Genomic DNA, 21241 nt, shown 5'->3' with positions numbered 1-21241 from the left:
TCATGATGAATATCGCTGCCAAGACTATCCCGCTTTCGGTCACAACCGGGCCGCATGCCGCTTCTACCAAAATCCACAAAGCCGGCATTTTACATCCCCATATCCGCGTGCCGATGCGCGAGATCGCCGTTCATCCGACGGCGGGCGAACCGCCGGTAACGGTTTACGATTCCTCCGGTCCCTATACCGATCCATCACATCCCGTTCTGATCGAAAAGGGCCTGCCGCGCCTTCGCCATGACTGGGTCGTGGCCCGTGGCGATGTTGCGGCTTATGATGGGCGGCACGTCAAGCCGGAGGATAACGGCTTTGCCACCGGCGAGCGCCTGACGCCTGAATTTTCCGTGCGCCACCAGCCGCTCAGGGCAACAGCCGGCAAGGCGGTAACCCAGCTTGCCTATGCGCGGGCCGGCATCATCACACCGGAAATGGAATTCATCGCTATCCGCGAAAATCTCGGGCGCGAAGCGGCCAAGGAGAAACTGATCCGCGACGGCGAGAGTTTTGGTGCGCAAATCCCCGATTTCGTCACGGCGGAATTCGTTCGTCAGGAAGTGGCGGCTGGCCGCGCCATCATCCCCGCCAACATCAATCACCCGGAACTTGAGCCGATGATCATCGGCCGCAATTTTCTGGTGAAGATCAACGCCAATATCGGCAATTCCGCCGTCACTTCCTCCATGGCGGAGGAGGTGGAGAAGATGGTCTGGGCGATCCGCTGGGGCGCGGATACCGTCATGGACCTTTCGACCGGCCGCAACATCCACAATATCCGCGAATGGATCATCCGCAATTCGCCGGTGCCGATCGGCACGGTGCCGCTCTATCAGGCGCTAGAGAAGGTCAACGGCATTGCCGAAGACCTCAACTGGGAAGTGTTCCGCGATACGCTGATTGAACAGGCCGAGCAGGGTGTGGATTACTTCACCATCCATGCCGGCGTTCGGCTGCATTACATTCCGCTCACCGTCAACCGCGTCACCGGCATCGTTTCGCGTGGCGGGTCGATCATGGCCAAGTGGTGTCTGCATCACCACAAGGAAAGTTTCCTCTATGAGCATTTCGAGGAGATCTGCGATATCTGCCGCGCTTATGACGTTTCCTTCTCGCTGGGTGACGGCCTGCGGCCCGGCTCGATTGCCGACGCCAATGACGCCGCGCAGTTCGCTGAACTGGAAACGCTGGGTGAGCTGACGCAGATCGCCTGGGCGAAGGATTGCCAGGTGATGATCGAAGGCCCCGGCCATGTGCCGATGCACAAGATCAAGGAAAATATGGACAAGCAGTTGAAGACCTGCGGCGAGGCGCCTTTCTATACGCTCGGACCGCTGACCACCGATATTGCGCCCGGTTACGACCATATCACTTCGGGTATTGGCGCTGCCATGATCGGCTGGTTCGGCACGGCGATGCTCTGCTATGTCACGCCCAAGGAACATCTCGGCCTGCCTGATCGTAACGACGTGAAGGTCGGCGTCATCACCTACAAGATCGCCGCCCATGCCGCCGATCTCGCCAAGGGCCATCCGGCCGCGCAGGTGCGGGATGATGCACTGTCGCGTGCAAGGTTCGAGTTCCGCTGGGAAGACCAGTTCAATCTGTCGCTCGACCCGGATACGGCGCGGTCCTTCCATGACGAGACCCTGCCGAAAGAGGCGCATAAGGTCGCGCATTTCTGCTCCATGTGCGGGCCGAAATTCTGCTCCATGCGGATTTCCCACGATATCCGCGCCGAGGCGCAGAAGGAGGGGCTGGAAGCCATGGCGGCGCGTTTCAAGGAGGGTGGCGAGCTTTACATGCCGCTCGCAACGCCCGCGAATGCCGAATAAAATGCGCGTCCTTGTCAAGGGAACGGGGGTCGCCGGTTTAACGGCGGCCTTCGAACTGGCGCGGAGCGGTGTCTCCGTCGAGGTTTCGGAGCGCAATGCCGAACCTTCTCGCGGCGCATCCTTTTATGCCGGCGGCATGCTGGCACCATGGTGCGAGCGTGAAAATGCGGCGGAGGCGGTCTTATCGCTCGGTCAGGCGGCGCTTGACTGGTGGGACGAGGCGACCCCCGGCCTTGTCGTCCGCAATGGCACGCTGGTTGTCGCAACCGCCCGCGACAAAGCGGAGCTTTCACGTTTCGCATCCAGGACCAGCGGATATCGTTGGGTGGATGAGGGGGAAATCGCTGCCCTGGAGCCTGATCTTGCAGGGCGGTTTCGCTCCGGGCTTTATTTTCCGGGCGAGGGGCATCTGGATCCGCGCCTGGCGCTGAAATCGCTGCACGAACGGCTTTGCGGCCTGGGCGTGCGGTTTCACATGGGCGTTCCGGTGAATGAACAGTCTTTCGACCGGGTGGTGGATTGCACCGGCCCTGCGGCGGTGGGCGCGATTTCCGGACTTCGCGGTGTGCGGGGAGAGATGCTTTATCTCGCCACGTCAGAAATTTCCCTGTCCCGTCCCGTCCGGCTGCTGCATCCGCGTATTCCGCTCTACATCGTGCCGCGCGAGCCCGGCCGCTTCATGGTGGGTGCGACGATGATCGAAACAGAGGATACGGGCGCGATTTCCGCCCGCTCGATGATGGAGTTCCTGAACGCCGCCTATGCCGTTCATCCGGCCTTTCTGGAAGCTGAAATCATCGAAACCGGCACAGGCATACGCCCGGCCTACCCGGACAATCTGCCGAAAGTCATTGAAGACGGTCGGACAATTTTCATCAACGGCGCGCATCGGCACGGCTTTTTGCTGTCGCCGGCGATGGCGCGGCAGACGGCTGAAATCCTCTGCCAAACTCTCTCTCAAAAGGAACAGGATCATGAAACTTCTGGTGAATGGCGACGAGCTTGATCTCGCCGCTGAAACGCTGGCCGGCCTGCTCGCCAGCCTCGATTATGAAGGCGGCTGGCTGGCGACAGCGGTGAACGGTGATCTGGTGCATTCGGAAGAGCGCGCCAATTATCAGCTGAAGGCGTTCGACCGTGTCGAAATCCTCTCGCCGATGCAAGGAGGCTGAGATCATGCTGACGCTTTATGGCCGCGAGGTCTCCTCCCGCCTTCTCCTCGGCACGGCGCGGTATCCCTCTCCGGCGGTGCTTGCCGATGCTGTGCGGGCCAGCAAGACGGATATTCTGACGATTTCACTGCGCCGGGAGACGGCGGGCGGCAAGAAGGGCGGCCAGTTTTTTGAGCTGATCCGTGAGCTGGATCGCAGCATCCTGCCCAACACGGCCGGTTGCCACACGGTCAAGGAAGCGGTGCTGACGGCGAAGATGGCCCGGGAGGTTTTTCAGACCAACTGGATCAAGCTGGAGGTCATCGGCCATCACGACACGTTGCAGCCCGATGTCTTTGCGCTGGTCGAAGCGGCAAAAATTCTCTGTGACGATGGTTTCGAGGTATTTCCCTATACGACGGACGATCTTGTCGTGGCTGAGAAGCTGCTGGATGCTGGCTGCAGGGTGCTGATGCCCTGGTGCGCGCCGATCGGCAGCGCCATGGGGCCGCTCAATCTGACGGCGCTGAAATCGATGCGGGCGCGATTTGCGGATGTGCCGCTGATCGTCGATGCCGGTATCGGCCGGCCGTCCCATGCGGTGACGGTGATGGAACTTGGCTACGATGCCGTTCTGCTCAATACGGCGGTTGCGGGCGCGGGTGATCCGGTTGGTATGGCGGAGGCTTTCGCGCGCGCCATAGAGGCTGGCCATCAGGCATTCCTGTCCGGTCCGCTGGAGCCGAGAGACATGGCCATTCCCTCGACACCCGTTATCGGGACGGCGGTTTTCTCCTGATCGCGGTCTGCCGCCGTCATCGGACATGTCACCTTTTGCGTTGACAGTGTCCCGTGGCGGCGGGATACCGGGAGAAAAGGGGAACGGCATGGCGGCACGCAACAATCTTCTGACGGATATCGATGGCGTTTCGGTTGGTAATGTGACCGATCTTTCCCTCGGCTCCGGCGTCACCGCCATTGTTTTTGAAAAGCCCGCTATCGCTTCCGGTTCGGTTCTCGGCGGTGCGCCCGGCGGGCGCGATACCGGCCTGCTCGACCCGGCGATGACGGTTGAAGCCGTGGATGCCTTCGTTCTTTCGGGCGGCTCAGCCTTCGGGCTGGATGCGGCGGGCGGCGTTCAGGCCGGGCTGCGCGAGATCGGCCGTGGCCTGCAGGTTGGGTCCACCCGCGTTCCCATCGTGCCGCAGGCGATCCTGATGGATCTGCTGAATGGCGGCGACAAGGATTGGGGGCTGCATTCGCCCTATCGCGAGATGGGATATGCGGCGTTCAAGGCGGCGCGTGCGGAGCCCTTCGAATTTGGAACGGCCGGTGCGGGAACGGGGGCGACGACCGCCACCTTCAAGGGCGGTCTTGGTTCGGCAAGCGCTGTCAGTTCCGGCGGTTATAAGGTGGCGGCCATCGTCGCCGTCAATGCGCTCGGTTCTGCAACTGTTGGAACCAGCCGCCATTTCTGGTCTGCGCCTTTTGAAGTGCAGGGTGAGTTCGGCGATTGCCGTTTTCCGGACCGTTTCGAGCCGGATCATACTGCCTTGCGCCTGAAGGGCGTGAACCTGACCGCGACGACGATCGGTGCGGTGGTGACAGACGCCGTTCTTACGAAGTCGCAGGCGCACCGCCTTTCCATCATGGCCCATGACGGGCTGGCGCGGGCCGTTCTGCCCGCCCATCTGCCGAGCGATGGCGACACCATGTTCGCGGCCGCGACTGGCGAGAAGCCGCTCGAGGGCGGCGCCCATTTTGCCGAGCTTTGCCATCTGGCCACCATTGTCATGGCGCGGGCTGTGGCACGTGGTGTCTATAAGGCGACGGCTTTGCCGCAGCACGGTGCGCAGAAAGCCTATCGCGATCTGCATGGCGGGGGTCTTTGAACGATGAGTGAGATACTCCCACCGCTGAAACCGGTTCTCCGTGTCGATTTTCCGCCCGGCGAGCGTCTCGGGCACGGCAAGATCGAGTTGATGGAACTGATTGTCGAAACCGGCTCGATCTCGGCCGCCGGGCGGGCGATGGATATGTCCTATCGCCGCGCATGGCTGCTTGTCGACGCGCTGAACCATATGTTCAAACAGCCGGTCATCGAATCACAGCGGGGCGGCAAGCAGGGGGGTGGTGCTGCCCTGACTGCATTCGGCACCGAACTGCTTGGGCGCTATCGCGGCATGGAAAAGCGGATGAACGAGGCTTTGCGCCCGGATATCGACTGGCTCGAGGCCAACCGCAATCCGGATGCCGCCTTTAATACGGATCGAGAGCCGCCGACTTTATGATCGCATGCACGGGTTTTCCGACGTCCAGCTGAAGGCGTTCGCGTGACAGATCGGTGATGCGCGACTGGATGATATCGCCGCCGCAATCCACCTGAACGGTCACCATGCCGTCTTCGCTGGCAGAGATGCCGGCAATCTGGCCTTCAAGAATGTTGAGCGCGCTCAGTCCTTCCGGTTTTACCAAAGCCAGCATCACATCGCGTGCTGGTATCAGCACCCTGGCCGCCATTCCCGGTTTTCCGCTTTTTGCCGGAACCTGCAGGAGTGAGGAGGTGAGCCTTACGGCGGCAAGCCCATGTCTTTCATCGAAACTTTCGATGCGCCCGGAAAGGATGCTGCCCGCTTCACGCCTTTCGAGGTGAGTACTGAAATCCGGTCTCGACAGCACGTCTGCGGCTTTTCCCTGTGCTTCCACCTTGCCATCCTTCATCACCACGATGCGGTCTGCGAGGCGGGCGACCTCCTGGATGGAGTGACTGACGTAGACGATCGGGATTTTCGTCTCATCGCGCAGCCGTTCGAGATAGGGGATGATCTCCGCCTTTCGTTCCTCGTCCAGCGAGGCGAGAGGTTCATCCATCAAGAGCAATCGGGGCGATGACAGAAGGGCGCGGCCGATGGCGACGCGCTGTTTTTCGCCGCCGGAAAGTTTGTCCGGGCGACGTTGCAAAAGATGGCCGATGCCCAGCATCTCGACAATGCGGTTTTCATTCGCGTCCTTCGCCTTTTCCGTGGCGAACCATTTGCCGTAATGCAGGTTCTGGACAACGCTGAGATGGGGAAACAGCCGTGCTTCCTGAAAGACATAGCCGAAACGACGCTTATGCGCCGGCAGAAACAGCCGTTTCTGGTTGTCGGCCAGCAATTCGCCATCCAGCGAGACCTGCCCTTCATCGGGCCGCAGCAGACCCGCGATGATGCGGATCATCGAGGTCTTGCCGGAACCGGAACGCCCGAACAGGGCCGTGACGCCGCCTTCAGAGCTAAACGATGCGTCCAGCAAAAAGGAACCGAGGTGATGGCGGGTGGTGACCGAGAGCGTCATTCCATGCTTACCCGTTTTCCGATGATACGGGCCAGAAACTCCGAGACGAGCAAAGCCAGCATGGAAATCACCACCGAAACGATGGTCAGCCGCAATGCGCCTGCATCGCCGCCAGGAACCTGCGTGAAGGTGTAGATGGCGGCAGACAGCGTCTGGGTTTCTCCGGGAATGTTGGAAACGAAGGTAATGGTCGCGCCGAATTCGCCCATGGCCTTGGCAAAAGCGAGGATCATGCCCGCGATGATGCCCGGTAGTGTCAGGGGCAGGGTGACAGTGAGAAACACCCAGAACGGGCTCGCCCCCAATGTTCCCGCGGCCTCCTCCAGCTTGCGGTCCACCGCTTCGATGGAGAGGCGAATGGAGCGGACCATCAGCGGAAAGGCCATGACGGCGCAGGCAAGGGCCGCCCCTGTCCAGCGGAATGAAAAGACGATGCCGAACCAGCTATCGAGAAATTGGCCGATTGCGCCCCTGCGGCCGAAGAGGACCAGGAGCAGAAAGCCGGTAACGACGGGTGGCAGAATGAGCGGCAGGTGGACGATGCCGTTGAGCAGCGACTTGCCCCAGAAGCGGCCGCGGGCCAGCGCCACGGCAACCGCGATGCCGAAGGGCAGGCTGGCGAACATGGCGATGGAGGACACCCACAGGCTGAGCCTGATCGCCGTCCATTCTTCAGGGCTGAGTGTCCACCAATGCAATGCCATATCCTGCAATCGTCATGTTTCATGGCCCGCTGGGAAGCGGGCCTGAAAGGAGCTTATTTCAAAACGGTAAAGCCTTGCTTTTCGAAGAAAGGCGTCGCTTTCGCGGACTTCAGGAAGTCCAGATAGGATTTTGCCGCCGGCGATTTCGCCTCGGAAAGAACGGCAACCGGATAGATGATCGGCGGATGGCTGTCTTCCGGGAAGGTGCCGACAATCTTCACGCCCGGATCGGCGGCAGCATCGGTCTGATAAACAATGCCATAGGGCGCTTCACCGCGCGATACGAGCAGGAGCGCTGCGCGCACGCTTTCTGCGCCGGCCACTTTGCTCTCCACCGAGGACCAGACGCCGAGTTTTTCCAGTGCCGCCTTGCCGTATTTGCCGGCTGGAACGGAGTCGACCGCGCCCATGGCGAGGCGACCATCGCCGACCAGTCCGGCGAGATCGAAACCCTGCTTGATGTCGACTGTCTTTGCCTTGTCGGCAGGAGCGACGAGAACGATGCGGTTGCCGAGCAGATTGGAGCGGCTTGCACTATCGATCAATTTCTTGTCGGCGACATAGTCCATCCATGCAAGGTCGGCGGAAATGAAGATGTCCGCCGGCGCACCCTGCTCGATCTGCTTGGCGAGGGCGGAGCTTGCGGCGTAGGACACGGTCGCTTCGTTGCCGCTTTCCTTTGCCCATTCGGCATTGATGGCATCAAGCGCGTTTTTCATGCTCGCGGCTGCAAAAACCGTGACTTTTTCGGCGGCGTGGGCGGGAACGACCGCAAAGGATGCCGCCATCCAGAAAGATGTCGCCGCGGCGATGGTTTTGAAGAAGTTGCGACGCAAGAGTGTCATGGTGTGTCCCCCCGGGTTCGAGATATCCTGATGAATATATCGATAGGCCTATAGGGCAATCATTATATTTTCAAGAATATATCGATGCCGAAGAAAAAGCCGCCTTCACTGGCGGCTTTCGGCTTGTGAATCAGAAGCGTTCACCAGCGAAATGAGCGATCTGCGCGCCCGCCTCGTAATAGGCTTCCTTCACCGCACGGAAGGCCTGCGCTTTCGGCTCCGTCAGGGGCAGGGGTAACTCGTTCTCAGGGATGTCGCCAAGAATGTGGTGGGCAATCACCTTGCCAAAGGCCGTGCCGGGTGCGATGCCCCGGCCGTTATAGCCTGAAAAACCGACGACATTTTCCGCGAATTTATGGAAGCGCGGCACGGCATTGTCGGTCATGCCGATCTGGCCGTACCATTCGCACTCGAATTGCGCCTCGCCGAGCTGCGGGAAAAGCCGCTTAAGCGACCGTTTTGCCCAGGCTCGGTGAATGGCGGCACCCGTGCCACGCAGGGCGCCGACGCTGCCGAAGACCAGCCGGCCGGCCTTGTCCATGCGGAACGATGACAGGATTTCCTTCGTATCCCAGCAGCCTTCACGGCCGGGCAGAATGCTCTTTCGCACATTGTCGCTGAGCGGTCTGGTCGCGAAGTTGAAATAGGGCAGGTAGGTCTGCTCGTCACGGACGATCTGCCATGGCCCGGTACTATAGGCCTCCGTGGCGACGACGATCCAGTTTGCGGTCACCGACCCTCTAGGCGTCCTGACCACCCATTTTCCGCCGCTGCGCTCGGTCGCCACAACGGGGCTTGCGGTGTGCAGCCGCGCGCCGGCTTTCTGTGCGGCGGTAGCCAGTCCGCGTACATAGGCAAGCGGCTGAAGCGTGCCGGCGCGCGTATCGAAAAGCGCGCCGGAATAGGCGGTGCTGCCGGTGCGCCTTGCCGTTTCGTCAGCATTTAGGACGCGGACGGGCGCGCCCCTCGCTGCCCATTGTTCGCAGCGCTCGCGAATTTCGCTGAGCCCTTTCTCACCGACGGCGCAATGGAGCGTGCCGTTCTTTTCGATCTCGCAGGGGATCTCGTGTTTTTCCACCAGTTCACGCACAAGCAATGGCGCATCGCCGAGAAGACCGAGAAGCCGTTCCCCATAGGTCTCACCCAGTACGCCGGGGAGCTCCTTTGGCATGACCCACATGCCGCCATTGATGAGGCCGACATTGCGGCCCGCGCCACCAAAACCAATTTCTTTTGCTTCGAGAAGAACGACGTCCACGCCCTTTTCCGCAAGATGAAGGGCGGCGGATTGTCCGGTGAAGCCGCCGCCGACAATCACGACATCGGCAACCGCAGCGCCTTCCAATGCGGGCGTTATCGGCGGCTGCGGCGCGGTCTTTTCCCAGAGACCGTGCGAGCGGGTATCATTATACATCGTTCCACCATTTCCCGGGCGAGCTCATTTGTTTTTCGTATGAGTGGCAAGCCCTTGTTTATGAGACTTTACAAGCTGCAACTCCTGTTGAATATCGACATATCGTCAAGAGTTCATTCCGTGAGGGAATATGGTTCTTCCGCCGCGCCGCTTTTTGCCGTCGCTTTCGCTTCTGGCGGCTTTTGAAGCCGCTTCGCGCACCGGCAGCGTAACCGCCGCCGCAAGGGAACTTGGCCTGACGCAAGGGGCGGTCAGCCGGCAAATCCTGGCACTTGAAGAGCAGCTCGGTGTGGCGCTGTTTCTGCGCGAACGGCAGACAATCCGGCTCACCCGGGCGGGAGAAGGTTATGCGCGGGAAATCCGCGAGGCGCTGCGGCGCATTTCAACGGCCTCGCTTAATCTGCGTGCCAATCCGGATGGCGGCACGCTCAATCTCGGGGTTCTGCCAAGTTTTGGTACGCGCTGGCTGGTGCCGCGCCTGCCCGATTTCATCGCCAGTCATCCGGGTGTTTCGGTCAATCTTCTGACGCGGTCATCGCTATTTGATTTCCGAACCGATACCGTCGATGCCGCGATCCATTTCGGGTTGCCGCATTGGCCGGGAACCGAGCTTGTGTTTCTAATGCATGAAAAAGTCGTTCCGGTATGCAGCCCGGCTTTCAGGCAGCGCCACGGGCTTTCACAGCCGGCTGATCTGCTGCATGTGCCGCTCTTACACATGACGACCCGGCCGGATGCCTGGGAGCAATGGTTTCGCAGCCATGATGTGCGTTTCGACAATGTGCATGGCATGCTTTTCGATCAGTTCACGACGATTGCCGAGGCAGCGAGCGTCGGCGTTGGGGTATCGCTCATTCCTTCCTTCATGATCGAGGAGGAATTGCGAAGCGGCCGGCTTGTCGCGGCGGTTGCGGGGGAAGTGCAGAGCGAAGAGGCCTATTATCTCGCCTGCATGCCGGATCGCGCCGGGTATGCTCCGCTTGAGAGTTTCCGAAGCTGGATCGTTGCGCAGGCCGCTGTCGGGACAGGCGGCGGCGGATGAGACTTTTCGGCCTAAACCGGTAGGCGGTATTGCAAGACCGGCGCGGCTAAGCCAATAGTGCGCCATGACGTGTGGCCGACAGCGCCATGCACCGCAAGTTCCAATACGGGAGATGTCCGTGAAGCCCATTTTTGTTCAGCTTCAATGCGAGCCCGGCAAGACCTACGATGTCGCCGATGCCATCTATAAAACGGAACTGGTTTCCGAGCTTTATTCCACCAGCGGCGAATATGATCTGTTGCTGAAAATCTATCTTCCGCAGGAAGAGGATATCGGTAAGTTCATCAACCAGCACATCGTCAATATTCCGGGGATCGTTCGTTCGCTGACGACGCTGACCTTCACCGCGTTCTGACGCGCGTTTCGAAATCACACGCTCGGCACTGATTCTGCGCCTGTCACGGAAATCCAGCCTAAGCGCGTCTGCATGGTGGAGAGACCTTTCCAGCCAAGGACTTGTGCTGGCTAGATTCCTTGTTGACGAGCACAGGAATGGGAGAGGTGGGAGCTTCGAGAGCGCGCGCTTGGCGTTTGGCACTCTAATTCGGATTTGGAAAAGCTATTTCAACTCAGCGCCGGGCGTATTGATACACCCCAGGTGGCCTATGACAGACCAGTAGACGGATTGTCAGGCAAGATAAAAGCGCGCCATCGACCCGATATTCGGGATCTGATATGTGGCGCGCTTTGGTTTTGACGGGGCTGCGAGCGGGCGAGATTTTTCCCGCATCAGGCGACTGCAGCCAGGTTCCGGTTGCGCACGAGATCGCGAATTGCAATCCGCACGTCGTCTGCGCTGTCGAACTTCTGTTCGTCCAGATCGTGAACGTGGAACTTCACCGCGATGAACTTCAGCCGGTCGTTGTCCGGTATGACGATGCCGACGGGTTCGCCAGCGAATTCAATAACTTGCTTTTGCATAGATATACTCCCGCTGTGGCTCATTAACACAGCATGTTGTCGAACTGATTTTCAGGAAATTGAGACCGTCAGGTCACATTCGACAGCAGCGGGAACACGTGGATTTAAATCCAGCATTCCAGGACTCAAGACCAAGGATTGCGTTGATGTTGATATGTTTTGACATGACACACTCCCTGTATTGGTGTTGGCCCAGAATCAGGAGACTCGTTCTCCAGTTCCACACTGATAATCCAGACCACCACTAAAATCAATGCTGATTGTTATAGGTAGAATATTTTTCTTTATGATGACAGGAGAGGGGCGGAAATGTGAAATTTTTGTTTTCGCTAGAGGCCGCCGCAAAAAGCCCGGCGCGGCGGGCTTTTTATGCCTGTTTTAATCGCCGCGAGATGCAGGCGGTGGGTAAATATGATCGTTTCCGTTGAAATCAGAGACGGAATAACAGCCATCGCGGGTTTTTTCGGCCGCATTTCGGCCGATCGTGGCCTTGCCGTGGCCGCCCGGTATGTCGAGAACATAGGTCGGCTGGCATAGACCGGAGACATGTCCGCGCAGGGCGGAAACGATTCGCTGACCCTCCTCGATCGTCAGCCGGAAATGGCTGGTTCCGGGCGCAAGATCGGGATGGTGCAGGTAATAGGGTTTGATCCGGGTTTCGACAAAGGCGCGCATCAGATCGGCCAGAACTGCCGGATCGTCGTTGACGTCCTTCAGAAGCACGGTCTGGCTGACCATCGCGATGCCGGCATCGATCAACCGCGCGCAGGCGCTTCGGGCTTCCTGACCGAGTTCGCGCGCGTGATTGGCGTGCAGGGCGACATAGGTGGTCTTGCCGCTGGCCTTCAGCGCCTCGATCAGCGGCCCGTCGATGCGGTCGGGATCGACGACCGGCACACGGGTGTGGAAGCGGACGATTTTGACATGCTGTATGTCTTTCAGCCGCTTCATCAGATCGGAAAGGCGTCGCGGGGAGAGCACCAGCGGATCGCCGCCGGTGAGGATGACCTCCCAGATGGCCGGGTTGGCTTTTATGTAGTCGAATGCGGCGTCCAGCTCTTCCGGGCTCATCATGCCGTTGCCCTGCGGCCCAACCATCTCGCGACGGAAACAGAAACGGCAATAGACGGGGCAGACATGCACTGCCTTTAAAAGGACCCGGTCGGGATAACGGTGAACGATGCCATGGACGGGACTATGGGCATCATCGCCAATCGGATCGTCCCGCTCCTCGGGGAGATGGACGAGTTCCGCGGCATCCGGCACGAATTGCCGGGCAATGGGGTCCTGCGGGTCCCGGCTGTCCACCAGTCCGGCCATTGTTGGCGTGATGGCGAGCGCGTAACGCTGCGTGACAGCACGAAGGCTCTCGAGCGCCTCGGCCTCGATCAGCCCGGCCTCGAGAAGCGCTTCAGGTGTCTTGATGGTTTCAAGTCTTGTCATCGACCATATTCCGCGACGGGAGCCCACATGACGAGATCGATGCGTGGCGCGCCGGTTGCCAGCATGACCAGCCGGTCGAAGCCGAGCGCTATGCCGCTTGCCGGCGGCATGATCGCCAGTGCTGCGAGAAAATCCTCGTCCAGCGGATATGTCTCGCCGTAAACCCGCTGCTTCTCGGCCATTTCCATTTCGAAACGCCGCCTCTGCTCGGCGGCGTCGGTCAATTCGCCAAAGGCATTGGCAAGTTCCACGCCGCAGGCATAAAGCTCGAAACGTTCCGCCACCCGCGCATCATCAGGCGATTTGCGGGCAAGAGCCGCTTCGCAGGTCGGATATTCGTCAAGAATGGTTGCACGGCCAAAGCCCAGTTCCGGCTCCACCCGCTCGACAATCACGCGGCTGAACATATCCGCCCAGGTGTCGTCATCGGCGACGCGAATGCCGGCATTGGTGAGGCTTGCGGCGAGATGCCGTTCGTCCGTTTCACCGTTTCGGCCGATGGTCGCGAGGAGGTCAATTGCCGCGTAACGCTCGAAGGCTTCGGCAACGCTCAGGCGTTCCGGCTCGAGGAAGGGATCGACGCTGCGGCCACGATAGGTAAAGTTTTTCGTCTTGGCGGTCTCGGCGGCCAGTGCCAGAAGGTCGGCGCTATCCTTCATCAGGGTCTCGTAGGTCTCACCGACCCGATACCATTCCAGCATGGTGAATTCCGGGTGGTGCAGGGGGCCTCTCTCCCGGTTTCGGTAAACATGGGCGAAACAGAGGATGCGTTCTTCACCGGCCGCGAGCAGCTTCTTGCAGGCAAATTCCGGCGAGGTATGAAGATAGAGCGGGGCGGCCTCGCCGCCTGATGTCAGGCCCTGGGTGGCGAAGGCGTGCAGATGTGCCTCGTTGCCGGGGGAAATCTGCAGCGTGGCGGTGTCGACTTCGAGAAAATCGGCGCGCGCGAAATGGCTGCGAAACGCCGACTGGATCGCATTGCGTCCAAGCAGGAAAGCGCGGCGGTCTGCGTGAACATCGGGCGTCCACCATGGCGACATTGTCTCGTTGTTCGAGCCCATTTCTCTTTTCTTTTCCGTCTTCCCTGCGGGCCCTGTTGCGGATAAACGGCCCGCAAAACGCCTGATCGCATCATTTAAAGCAATTCCGGGCGGAAAACCGCTAGGCACTCTTTCGCGAATTGCTGTAGAAGGCTGGCAATTCGCGCGGATTTAAGGTAGTTGCGCCCCAGAAAAAAGACAAAACGTCTGCCGGGGCCGGTGCTGCCGCGCAGTCCTTTACGACGCATTTCATCGAGTTACAAGGAAGTCATATGGTCAAGGTTATCGCCTCATCCGTCCGCAAGGGCAATGTTCTCGACGTGGACGGCAAGCTTTACGTCGTTCTTACCGCGCAGAACTTTCACCCCGGCAAGGGCACGCCGGTCACGCAGGTAGACATGCGCCGCATCGTTGACGGCGTGAAGGTCTCCGAGCGCTGGCGCACCACCGAGCAGGTCGAGCGCGCTTTCGTCGAAGACCTGAACTTCCAGTTCCTTTATGAAGATGGCGAAGGCTTCCACTTCATGAACCCGGAAAACTACGATCAGGTTGTTGTCGACGTCGACACGATGGGCGACCAGAAGGCCTATCTGCAGGAAGGCATGACCTGCGTTCTTTCCATCCACGAAGGCAATCCGCTGGCTGTCGAACTGCCGCGCCACGTGACGCTGGAAATCATGGAAACGGAACCGGTCGTTAAGGGCCAGACGGCTTCTTCTTCCTACAAGCCGGCAATCCTTTCCAACGGCATCCGCACCATGGTTCCGCCGCATATCGATGCCGGCATTCGCGTGGTCATCGCGACGGAAGACAATTCCTACGTCGAGCGCGCCAAGAGCTGAGCCTGATGGCTGGTTAAACAAAAAGCACCGGGTCACCGGTGCTTTTTTTATGCCCTGAATAGCAAAAAGCCCGCGTCGAAAGACGCGGGCTTTTTGTTTGCCTTTTTGGGCCGTTCTTACATGCCCTTCGCGGCGGCCACGGTCGGGCCGGCTGACTTCTTCGGGGCTGGCTGGCCAACGGCATAACCGCCACCGAGAGCCACGTTGAGCGAGACATAGTCCTGCGCGGTCGTCTGGATCGCCGTGGCAAGGTTTGCCTGCGCATCCGAGACCGAGCGCTGGGCATCCAGAACGTCGAGCAGAGACGATGCGCCATCGCGATAGCTGGCGGTCGAGAGCTGCAGTGCTTCCTGGTAGGAGGCGACGGTCTTTCTCAGAGCGTCGACGGTACGCTGGTCGCGATTGATGGCGGCCAGAGCGTTTTCGACTTCTTCCACCGCGTTGAGAACGGTCGCCTTCCAGACGAGATATTGCTCGCGTGCCTGTGAGTTGGCGATGTCAACATTGGCGCGGAGTCTGCCACCGTCGAGGATCGGAAGGGTGAGGCTCGGACCGAAGGACCAGCTATTGGCCGTTCCCCTGCCGCCGCCACTCAGGAAATTGTAGCTCGGGGTGATCGCGCCACCAAGCTCGATGCTCGGATAAAGCTGCGCCTCGGTTACACCGATCGTGGCGACCGCAGCGGCGAGATTACGTTCGGCGACGCGGATGTCCGGACGGTTGCGGATCAGGTCAGCCGGGATGCCGGTGCGGGGAACTGCGCGGGCAACAGGCTGGCGTGCACCCTTCTGAAGTTCAGCGATGAGCGACGAGGCCGGCATGCCGAGCAGGGTCGCGATGCGATGCGCGGCCTTGCGGAAGCTGGTTTCGAGGCCGGGGATCTGTGACAGCGTGGAATTGACCAGACCTTCGGACTGGACGACATCGAGGCGCGAGGCGGCACCCGCTTCGAGCTGCAGCTTGGTCAGATCGAGCGTTTCACGGCGTGAGCCCAGGTTCTGGCGGGCAATCGCCAGACGTTCCTGATAATAGCGCACGTCGATATAGGCAGCGGCGACGGATGAAATCAGCGTCAGGCGCTGAACGTCGACGGTGGAGTAAGCGGCATCGAGCGATGCATTGGCGCTTTCCGTTGCCCGGCGATAGCGGCCGAAGAGGTCGAGGAACCAGGAAACGCTGAGGCCGCCGGAAGACACGTTGGTGACGGGAACGTCACGATAGCTGCCCTTGGTCTCGCTGGTCGTGTGGCTGCCACTGCCCGTCAGGCTCGGCAGGCCGCCGGCGCCGTCCACGATCACCTGGGCCTGCGCCTGATTGATGCGCTCGATAGCCTGCATCACGGTGAGGTTCTGTGCGAGGCCGGTGGAAACGTAACCGTTCAGACGGCTGTCGTTGAAAGCAGTCCACCATGCAACGCTGCTGATGTCGCCATTACTGGTTTTTCCGGCTTCCGCAAACTTTCCCGGCAATTGGATTTCCGGCGTCTTGTGGTCGGGTCCAACAACACAGCCTGAAAGCAGCAGCATTGTCAGGGGAAGAGTAGCGCGAATAGACAGCATATAGTTTTCCCAATTCTCTGGTTGGCTTACCGAGCGCGGCTTGCTGACAAATGGGCTGCGCGGTCGATATGCCGTAGAAACGTGCATTTGCCAAATCGGCAACATTTCTAGCAGCGTATTAACGGTTGGCACAGCCCATTTTTGTTTTGTTAACGCCTTGAAAGGCGACGAATGATGACGAAAAAGGACGGAACGAAGAAAATTCCGAGCAGTGTTGCAGAAAGCATACCACCCAGCACCCCAATGCCGATTGCATTTTGTGCAGCAGAACCCGCTCCGGTTGCAATCGCCAGAGGTACGACGCCGAGGATGAAGGCGAGCGATGTCATGATGATCGGACGCAGGCGAAGCTTCGCCGCTTCCAGCGTCGCTTCCAGCAGACTCAAGCCGTGCTCCTGCCGTTCCTTGGCGAATTCGACGATCAGGATCGCGTTTTTCGCGGCAAGGCCGATTGTCGTGAGCAGGCCCACCTTGAAGTAGACGTCGTTCGACTGGCCGAAGAAATGGGCCGCGGTCAGAGCGCCGAGGACGCCCACCGGCACGGCCATGATGACCGAGAAGGGGATCGACCAGCTTTCATAAAGGGCTGCAAGGCAAAGGAACACGATCAGAACCGACAGCGCGTAGAGCATCGGAGCCTGTGAACCCGAAAGCCGCTCCTGATAGGAGATGCCCTGCCATGCCACGGTGTAACCGCCCGGCAGGCTCGCCGTCAGGCGTTCCATCTCGTCCATAGCATCACCGGACGCGACGCCCGCGCCGGCGGTGCCTTCAAGCGAGATCGCACCCGTGCCGTTGAAACGGGCGAGAGACGGCGGCGCATTGACCCATTTCACCTCGCTGAAGGAGGAGAAGGGCACCATTTCGCCGCTGGTATTGCGGGCATACCAGAACTTCAGGTCGTCCGGCTGCATGCGATAAGGCGCATCACCCTGGACATAGACCGGCTTGAGTTCACCGTTGAGGGTGAAGTCGTTGACATCCCGGCCGGCAAAGATCGTCGACAGCATGAGGTTCACGGAGGAAAGATCGACCCCCATGGCTCCCATCTTTTCCTGATCGAGAATGATCTTCATCTGCGTTTCGTTGTCCTGGCTGTCGCTTCTGAGCGAGCTGACCTTCGGATTGCTGGTCGCAAGCGCAATCAGCTCCTTGGACGTGGCCGTCAGTGCCTCTGTGCCATTACGGCCGCTATCCACGAGATACATCGAGAAACCGCTCGATGTGCCCATACCCTGAATGGCCGGCGGCAGAAGCGGGAACACCTGCGCATCGCGGAAACCGAAGAATGTGCCCATCGCACGCTGCACAATGGCGCCTGCGTGTTGATCGGGCGCGGTTCTCTCGGCGAAATCCTTGAGCTTGGTGAAGACGATGGCGTTGTTCTGGCCGGAACCGCTGAAGCTGAAGCCCAGAACACCGAAAACCGATTCGACATTGTTGGCTTCCTTTTCGCGGAAGTAGTTTTCGACCTGCTTCACCACCTCGTTTGTGCGTTCGATATTCGAACCCGTCGGGGTCTGGATGATCGTCAGCAGCACGCCCTGGTCTTCCTGCGGCAGGAATGAGCTGGGCAGCTTGCTGAAGAACCAGGCGCAGCCGCCGATCACGATCGCGAAAATAATCATCACGCGCAGAGGCCGCTTCAGCAGGTAGCCGATGGAGGAAACATAACCGTCCGTCGTCTTGCCGAAGCCGCGGTTGAACCAAGCGCCCGGTCCGCGCTGCTTCTTGTGATGATCGATCGGCTTCAGCATCGTGGCGCAAAGCGCCGGCGTCAGAACGATGGCGACCACTGCCGAAAGCAGCATGGCCGAAACGATGGTGATCGAGAACTGGCGATAAATGATGCCCGTCGATCCGCCGAAGAATGCCATCGGGATGAACACGGCCGTCAGCACGAGCGCGATGCCGATGATCGCGCCAGTGATTTCACCCATCGACTTTTCGGTTGCCTCGACCGGCGACAGGCCCTCTTCCGACATGATGCGCTCGACGTTTTCGACAACAACGATGGCGTCGTCGACGAGAAGGCCGATGGCCAGAACCATGGCGAACATGGTGAGCGTGTTGATGGAATATCCTGTCAGTGCAAGGACACCGAAAGTGCCGAGAAGCACGACGGGAACCGCGATCATCGGAATGAAGGTGGCTCTGAGATTCTGCAGGAACACCAGAAGCACGACGAAGACGAGAATGATCGCTTCAATCAGCGTATGCACCACTTTCTCGATCGACAGCTTCACGAAGGGTGTCGTGTCATAGGGATATTCGATCGAAACCCCCTCGGGCAGCGAACCCTCGACGGCGGAAAGCGCCGACTTTACACGCGCTGCCGTATCGAGCGCGTTCGCGCCCGTGGCGAGGTTGACCGCGAAACCGGCAGAGGGACGGCCGTTCGAACGGGAATCGCCACCATAGGTTTCCTGGCCGATTTCGATGCGCGCCACGTCGCTCAGGCGAACGGTTGCGCCGTCCTTCTCGACTTTCAGGATGACCGATTCGAAATCGGCCACGGTGGTGAGCTGGCTCTGCGCCGTCACCGTCACGTTCAGCTGCTGGCCCTTGACGGCGGGCACGGCGCCAAGAGAACCGACCGAAACCTGGGTATTCTGGCTTTCGATGGCGCTTGTCACGTCGGCCGTGGTCAGCTGGTACTTGTTGAGCTTGAACGGATCCAGCCAGATGCGCATCGCATATTCGGAACCGAAGACGTTGATGCTGCCCACGCCTTCGAGGCGCTTGATCTGGTCTTCGACACGCGAGGAGAAGACGTCGCCGAGATCGGCCGAATTGCGTTTGCCGTCGGTCGAGATCAGCGCACCCACCATCAGAATGCTCGATGTGGAGCGGCTGACCTGGATACCCTGCTGCTGCACGGTATCGGGCAATTGCGACTGGACGAGCTGCAGCTTGTTCTGCACCTGAACCTGCGCGATGTCAGGCATGATGCTGTTGCCGAAGGTCAGTGTCACTTCGGCGCTGCCGGTGGAGGATGACGAGGTCATATAGGTGAGGTCGTCAAGGCCGGTCATGCCGTCCTCGATGATCGTCGTCACCGATTTCTCGACGGTCTCGGCGCTCGCGCCATTATAGGTCGCGCTGACGCGTACCGTCGTCGGGGCAATATCGGGATATTGCGAAATGGAAAGCGTCCAGATCGCAAGGGCGCCACCCAGCATGATGACGATGGCGATAACCCATGCAAACACGGGGCGCCGGATGAAGAAATGGGCCATGGCAGTCCTGCCTTACCTTTTACGAGCTTCGACCTGGGGTTTCGTGCTCATGCTTATTTCGTGGGGGCGGCGGCAGGCTGAGCTTGCTGCGGCAGAACGACGATACCGCGATCGTCGATGGTCACTTCAACCGGTGCGACCGTCGCACCGTCGGCAATCCACTGGAAACCGTCGACGATGAGCTTGTCGCCATCCTTGACGTTCTCCGTTACCAGCCAGGCATTGCCCGACTGCTGGCTGGACGGGAAGGTGCGGGTTTCCACCTTGTTTTCCGCCGAGACGAATTTTGCGGTCAGTTCGCCGTTGGCGTTGCGGCTTGCCGCGCGCTGGGGAATGCGGAAACCCTTTTCCTTGCCGATGGTCAGCGTGGCGCGGACATAGGTGCCGGGAAGCAGGAGATCGTCCGGGTTCTCGAAGAGAGCGCGGATGGAGAAGGTGCCGGTGGTTTCGCTCACGGCCATGTCGGACATGTCGATCTTGCCGTCATGTTTGTATTCGGTGCCGTCTTCCAGGGTCAGGTGAATACCTGTTTCTTTCGTATCGCCGCCAAGCTGGCCCGACGAGATCGCCTTTTTCAGACGCAGGAGATTGATGCTGGATTCCATCAGATCGATATAGATCGGATCGATGCGGCGCAGCGTCGTCAAGGCGGTCGTCTGGTTTGCCGTCACGACGTTGCCGATGCTGAAGGCGGTCGCGCTGGTAATGCCGTCAAAGGGCGCGCGGACCTTGGTGAGATCGAGGTTGATTTCAGCCGTTTCCAGCGCCGCCTTGGTCTGGGCCACATCGGCCTGAGCCTGCAGCAGCGTCACCTTGGCGTTTTCATATTCGATCTGCGTTGCGCCGCTGTTGACCAGCCGCTCGTAGCGGGCAAGGTTCGCCTCGGCGCTTGGAACGCTTGCTTCGGCCTTCGCCACGCTTGCCTTGGCCTGCGCCACTTCCGCCAGATAGGTGTTGTCCTCGATCTGGTACAGAACATCGCCCTGCTTGACCTCGCTGCCTTCCTTGAAGGGAATTTCGCGGATGATGCCGGTGACGCGCGGACGGATTTCCGCCGTCTGGAACGCGCTGGCACGGCCGGGAAGAACGGTGGTCAGGGGATATTCGCTGGTCTTCATCAGGATGATGCTGACCGGAGAAGGTGGGCGCTCGGCGCCCTGGCCAGCGGCCTGGCCGCTCTCGCCGCCATCGCTGCATCCCGCCAGAACCGCGGTTACACACAGAGAAGCAAATAGGGGTAAAATACGTCGGCTCATTGTTCTTCCCTGCGTATGGGTCGCATTCAACTTTAAGCGCAATGTCGCTCGGCGGATGCGCGTCCCGGAAACAGACACGACAGGCGAAGGTCTTACAGGGACCCGATTCGCTCATTCTGTCCGGACCGCCAAGCGCATAGAAGCGCAGGCTTTAGCGCTTCGCAAGCAATTGCGAGAAGGTGACGTAAATTGGGAATCGTCACTTAGCAAGCGGATTGCGCAATCCCGCATCGATTAAATCGACGAGTTGATCGCAACGTGTTGCTAAATTGCCGATGTCTTCCCGTGCCAGGAGGACGGGATGGATTACGCTTGTAAGCGCGTGGAGCACGGTGTTCGACAGAGGCGGAATATCGGCGGGGGCATAGATTCCCGCATCGATACCGTCACGGATAATGTCGGCCAGAAGGTTTGCAATGACGGATTTGTAATAGTCGCCGCACTTCATGTCCTGCTTTGCCGTCATCAGGATCATTTCGAAGATGTAAGGATTGTCGTTGAGATCCTGATGGTGCTGTTCCATCAGGGTGTGGGTGAGATGGCGCAGCCTTGAAATCGGTGCATGGCTTTTGTCGAGCGGCCGAATGTCCCGCTCGAACACGCCGATCTGTTCGAAGACG

20 protein-coding genes (1 of these 20 running past the window's edge) are annotated in these 21241 nt (G+C 59.7%); 9 read left to right on the top strand and 11 right to left on the bottom strand.

All coding sequences use genetic code 11. From position 1 onward, the window contains the following. Positions 1–5: 5 nt before the first annotated feature. The 6 genes from thiC to AGR13A_RS12760 all read left to right on the top strand — a co-directional run bounded on the left by thiC (position 6) and on the right by AGR13A_RS12760 (position 5271). On the top strand, positions 6–1829 hold the full coding sequence (gene thiC, locus AGR13A_RS12785) for a phosphomethylpyrimidine synthase ThiC (RefSeq protein WP_080836845.1): 1824 nt from the start codon (positions 6–8) through the stop codon (positions 1827–1829). A gap of 1 nt (position 1830) precedes the next feature. Continuing rightward, on the top strand, positions 1831–2835 hold the full coding sequence (gene thiO / locus AGR13A_RS12780) for a glycine oxidase ThiO (RefSeq protein WP_080836021.1): 1005 nt from the start codon (positions 1831–1833) through the stop codon (positions 2833–2835). Further along, positions 2804–3001, top strand: a complete 198-nt coding sequence (gene thiS / locus AGR13A_RS12775) for a sulfur carrier protein ThiS (protein ID WP_080836019.1) — start codon at positions 2804–2806, stop codon at positions 2999–3001. The genes thiO and thiS overlap by 32 nt, the downstream gene beginning before the upstream one ends. A gap of 4 nt (positions 3002–3005) precedes the next feature. Then, positions 3006–3779, top strand: a complete 774-nt coding sequence (locus AGR13A_RS12770) for a thiazole synthase (protein ID WP_080836017.1) — start codon at positions 3006–3008, stop codon at positions 3777–3779. An 88-nt stretch (positions 3780–3867) separates the two neighbouring features. Then, positions 3868–4872: a P1 family peptidase gene (locus AGR13A_RS12765; protein WP_080836015.1), complete on the top strand. Its 1005-nt coding sequence runs from the start codon at positions 3868–3870 to the stop codon at positions 4870–4872. A gap of 3 nt (positions 4873–4875) precedes the next feature. Beyond that, the gene (locus tag AGR13A_RS12760; protein WP_080836013.1) at positions 4876–5271 is read left to right on the top strand and encodes a winged helix-turn-helix domain-containing protein; all 396 of its coding nucleotides are present in this window, start codon (positions 4876–4878) and stop codon (positions 5269–5271) included. On the opposite strand, the gene modC is transcribed toward AGR13A_RS12760, so the two are convergent. From modC to AGR13A_RS12740, 4 genes are all read right to left on the bottom strand, one after another. After that, the gene (gene modC, locus AGR13A_RS12755) at positions 5240–6316 is read right to left on the bottom strand and encodes a molybdenum ABC transporter ATP-binding protein (RefSeq protein WP_080836011.1); all 1077 of its coding nucleotides are present in this window, start codon (positions 6314–6316) and stop codon (positions 5240–5242) included. The genes AGR13A_RS12760 and modC overlap by 32 nt on opposite strands. Next, positions 6313–7020, bottom strand: coding sequence for a molybdate ABC transporter permease subunit (modB, locus tag AGR13A_RS12750; protein WP_080836009.1), 708 nt, complete (start codon positions 7018–7020; stop codon positions 6313–6315). Before modB ends, modC begins: the two co-directional genes overlap by 4 nt. A gap of 53 nt (positions 7021–7073) precedes the next feature. Further along, a complete protein-coding gene (modA, locus tag AGR13A_RS12745) occupies positions 7074–7865 on the bottom strand; it encodes a molybdate ABC transporter substrate-binding protein (RefSeq protein WP_080836007.1) in 792 nt (263 codons plus the stop codon). Positions 7866–7995: 130 nt separating this feature from the next. Next, positions 7996–9279 (bottom strand): NAD(P)/FAD-dependent oxidoreductase, encoded by a 1284-nt coding sequence (locus AGR13A_RS12740; protein WP_080836005.1) that lies wholly within the window; start codon positions 9277–9279, stop codon positions 7996–7998. A gap of 130 nt (positions 9280–9409) precedes the next feature. Here AGR13A_RS12740 and AGR13A_RS12735 point away from each other — a divergent pair, with 130 nt between their 5' ends. Then, positions 9410–10321: a LysR family transcriptional regulator gene (locus AGR13A_RS12735; RefSeq protein WP_080836003.1), complete on the top strand. Its 912-nt coding sequence runs from the start codon at positions 9410–9412 to the stop codon at positions 10319–10321. A 118-nt stretch (positions 10322–10439) separates the two neighbouring features. Then, positions 10440–10676 carry an Lrp/AsnC ligand binding domain-containing protein gene (locus AGR13A_RS12730; RefSeq protein ID WP_035222062.1) on the top strand — a complete coding sequence of 79 codons (237 nt, stop codon included), beginning with the start codon at positions 10440–10442 and terminating at the stop codon, positions 10674–10676. Between the two features lie 374 nt (positions 10677–11050). Here the strand turns inward: AGR13A_RS12730 and AGR13A_RS12725 are convergent, their stop codons facing one another. The 3 genes from AGR13A_RS12725 to epmA all read right to left on the bottom strand — a co-directional run bounded on the left by AGR13A_RS12725 (position 11051) and on the right by epmA (position 13746). Beyond that, entirely contained in the window at positions 11051–11242 is a 192-nt protein-coding gene (locus tag AGR13A_RS12725; protein WP_003492264.1) for a hypothetical protein, read from the bottom strand. A 378-nt stretch (positions 11243–11620) separates the two neighbouring features. Next, complete coding sequence (locus tag AGR13A_RS12720; RefSeq protein ID WP_080836000.1) at positions 11621–12685, bottom strand: lysine-2,3-aminomutase-like protein; 1065 nt, start codon at positions 12683–12685, stop codon at positions 11621–11623. Then, positions 12682–13746 (bottom strand): EF-P lysine aminoacylase EpmA, encoded by a 1065-nt coding sequence (epmA, locus tag AGR13A_RS12715; RefSeq protein WP_080835996.1) that lies wholly within the window; start codon positions 13744–13746, stop codon positions 12682–12684. The genes AGR13A_RS12720 and epmA overlap by 4 nt, the downstream gene beginning before the upstream one ends. A 251-nt stretch (positions 13747–13997) precedes the next feature. On the opposite strand from epmA, the gene efp reads away from it, so the two are divergent. Next, positions 13998–14567 carry an elongation factor P gene (gene efp, locus AGR13A_RS12710; RefSeq protein WP_003492258.1) on the top strand — a complete coding sequence of 190 codons (570 nt, stop codon included), beginning with the start codon at positions 13998–14000 and terminating at the stop codon, positions 14565–14567. A gap of 116 nt (positions 14568–14683) precedes the next feature. Here efp and AGR13A_RS12705 read toward each other — a convergent pair whose 3' ends face one another. From AGR13A_RS12705 to AGR13A_RS12690, 4 genes are all read right to left on the bottom strand, one after another. Continuing rightward, positions 14684–16126 (bottom strand): efflux transporter outer membrane subunit, encoded by a 1443-nt coding sequence (locus AGR13A_RS12705; RefSeq protein WP_080835994.1) that lies wholly within the window; start codon positions 16124–16126, stop codon positions 14684–14686. A gap of 149 nt (positions 16127–16275) precedes the next feature. Next, positions 16276–19365 (bottom strand): efflux RND transporter permease subunit, encoded by a 3090-nt coding sequence (locus AGR13A_RS12700; protein ID WP_035221469.1) that lies wholly within the window; start codon positions 19363–19365, stop codon positions 16276–16278. 53 nt (positions 19366–19418) lie between these two features. Continuing rightward, a complete protein-coding gene (locus AGR13A_RS12695; RefSeq protein WP_080835992.1) occupies positions 19419–20621 on the bottom strand; it encodes an efflux RND transporter periplasmic adaptor subunit in 1203 nt (400 codons plus the stop codon). Between the two features lie 199 nt (positions 20622–20820). Further along, positions 20821–21241 carry the 3' portion of a TetR family transcriptional regulator gene (locus AGR13A_RS12690; RefSeq protein WP_080835991.1) on the bottom strand. The gene runs 239 nt beyond the window's last position, so only the last 421 of its 660 coding nucleotides appear in the window; its start codon lies beyond the right edge, outside the window; its stop codon occupies positions 20821–20823.

It is taken from the genome of Agrobacterium genomosp. 13 str. CFBP 6927 (genome assembly GCA_900012615.1).
Classification (GTDB): Bacteria; Pseudomonadota; Alphaproteobacteria; order Rhizobiales; family Rhizobiaceae; genus Agrobacterium.
Note: the sequence above shows the minus strand (reverse complement) of the source record. Positions and strands in the feature narration are given on the sequence as shown.

Bases quoted from the DNA above. Each gene is read 5' to 3' on its own strand.
- thiC (WP_080836845.1), top strand. From the start codon at position 6: ATGAATATCGCTGCCAAGACTATCCCGCTTTCGGTCACAACCGGGCCG.
- thiO (WP_080836021.1), top strand. From the start codon at position 1,831: ATGCGCGTCCTTGTCAAGGGAACGGGGGTCGCCGGTTTAACGGCGGCC.
- thiS (WP_080836019.1), top strand. From the start codon at position 2,804: ATGAAACTTCTGGTGAATGGCGACGAGCTTGATCTCGCCGCTGAAACG.
- AGR13A_RS12770 (WP_080836017.1), top strand. From the start codon at position 3,006: ATGCTGACGCTTTATGGCCGCGAGGTCTCCTCCCGCCTTCTCCTCGGC.
- AGR13A_RS12765 (WP_080836015.1), top strand. From the start codon at position 3,868: ATGGCGGCACGCAACAATCTTCTGACGGATATCGATGGCGTTTCGGTT.
- AGR13A_RS12760 (WP_080836013.1), top strand. From the start codon at position 4,876: ATGAGTGAGATACTCCCACCGCTGAAACCGGTTCTCCGTGTCGATTTT.
- modC (WP_080836011.1), bottom strand. From the start codon at position 6,316: ATGACGCTCTCGGTCACCACCCGCCATCACCTCGGTTCCTTTTTGCTG.
- modB (WP_080836009.1), bottom strand. From the start codon at position 7,020: ATGGCATTGCATTGGTGGACACTCAGCCCTGAAGAATGGACGGCGATC.
- modA (WP_080836007.1), bottom strand. From the start codon at position 7,865: ATGACACTCTTGCGTCGCAACTTCTTCAAAACCATCGCCGCGGCGACA.
- AGR13A_RS12740 (WP_080836005.1), bottom strand. From the start codon at position 9,279: ATGTATAATGATACCCGCTCGCACGGTCTCTGGGAAAAGACCGCGCCG.
- AGR13A_RS12735 (WP_080836003.1), top strand. From the start codon at position 9,410: ATGGTTCTTCCGCCGCGCCGCTTTTTGCCGTCGCTTTCGCTTCTGGCG.
- AGR13A_RS12725 (WP_003492264.1), bottom strand. From the start codon at position 11,242: ATGCAAAAGCAAGTTATTGAATTCGCTGGCGAACCCGTCGGCATCGTC.
- AGR13A_RS12720 (WP_080836000.1), bottom strand. From the start codon at position 12,685: ATGACAAGACTTGAAACCATCAAGACACCTGAAGCGCTTCTCGAGGCC.
- epmA (WP_080835996.1), bottom strand. From the start codon at position 13,746: ATGGGCTCGAACAACGAGACAATGTCGCCATGGTGGACGCCCGATGTT.
- efp (WP_003492258.1), top strand. From the start codon at position 13,998: ATGGTCAAGGTTATCGCCTCATCCGTCCGCAAGGGCAATGTTCTCGAC.
- AGR13A_RS12705 (WP_080835994.1), bottom strand. From the start codon at position 16,126: ATGCTGTCTATTCGCGCTACTCTTCCCCTGACAATGCTGCTGCTTTCA.
- AGR13A_RS12700 (WP_035221469.1), bottom strand. From the start codon at position 19,365: ATGGCCCATTTCTTCATCCGGCGCCCCGTGTTTGCATGGGTTATCGCC.
- AGR13A_RS12695 (WP_080835992.1), bottom strand. From the start codon at position 20,621: ATGAGCCGACGTATTTTACCCCTATTTGCTTCTCTGTGTGTAACCGCG.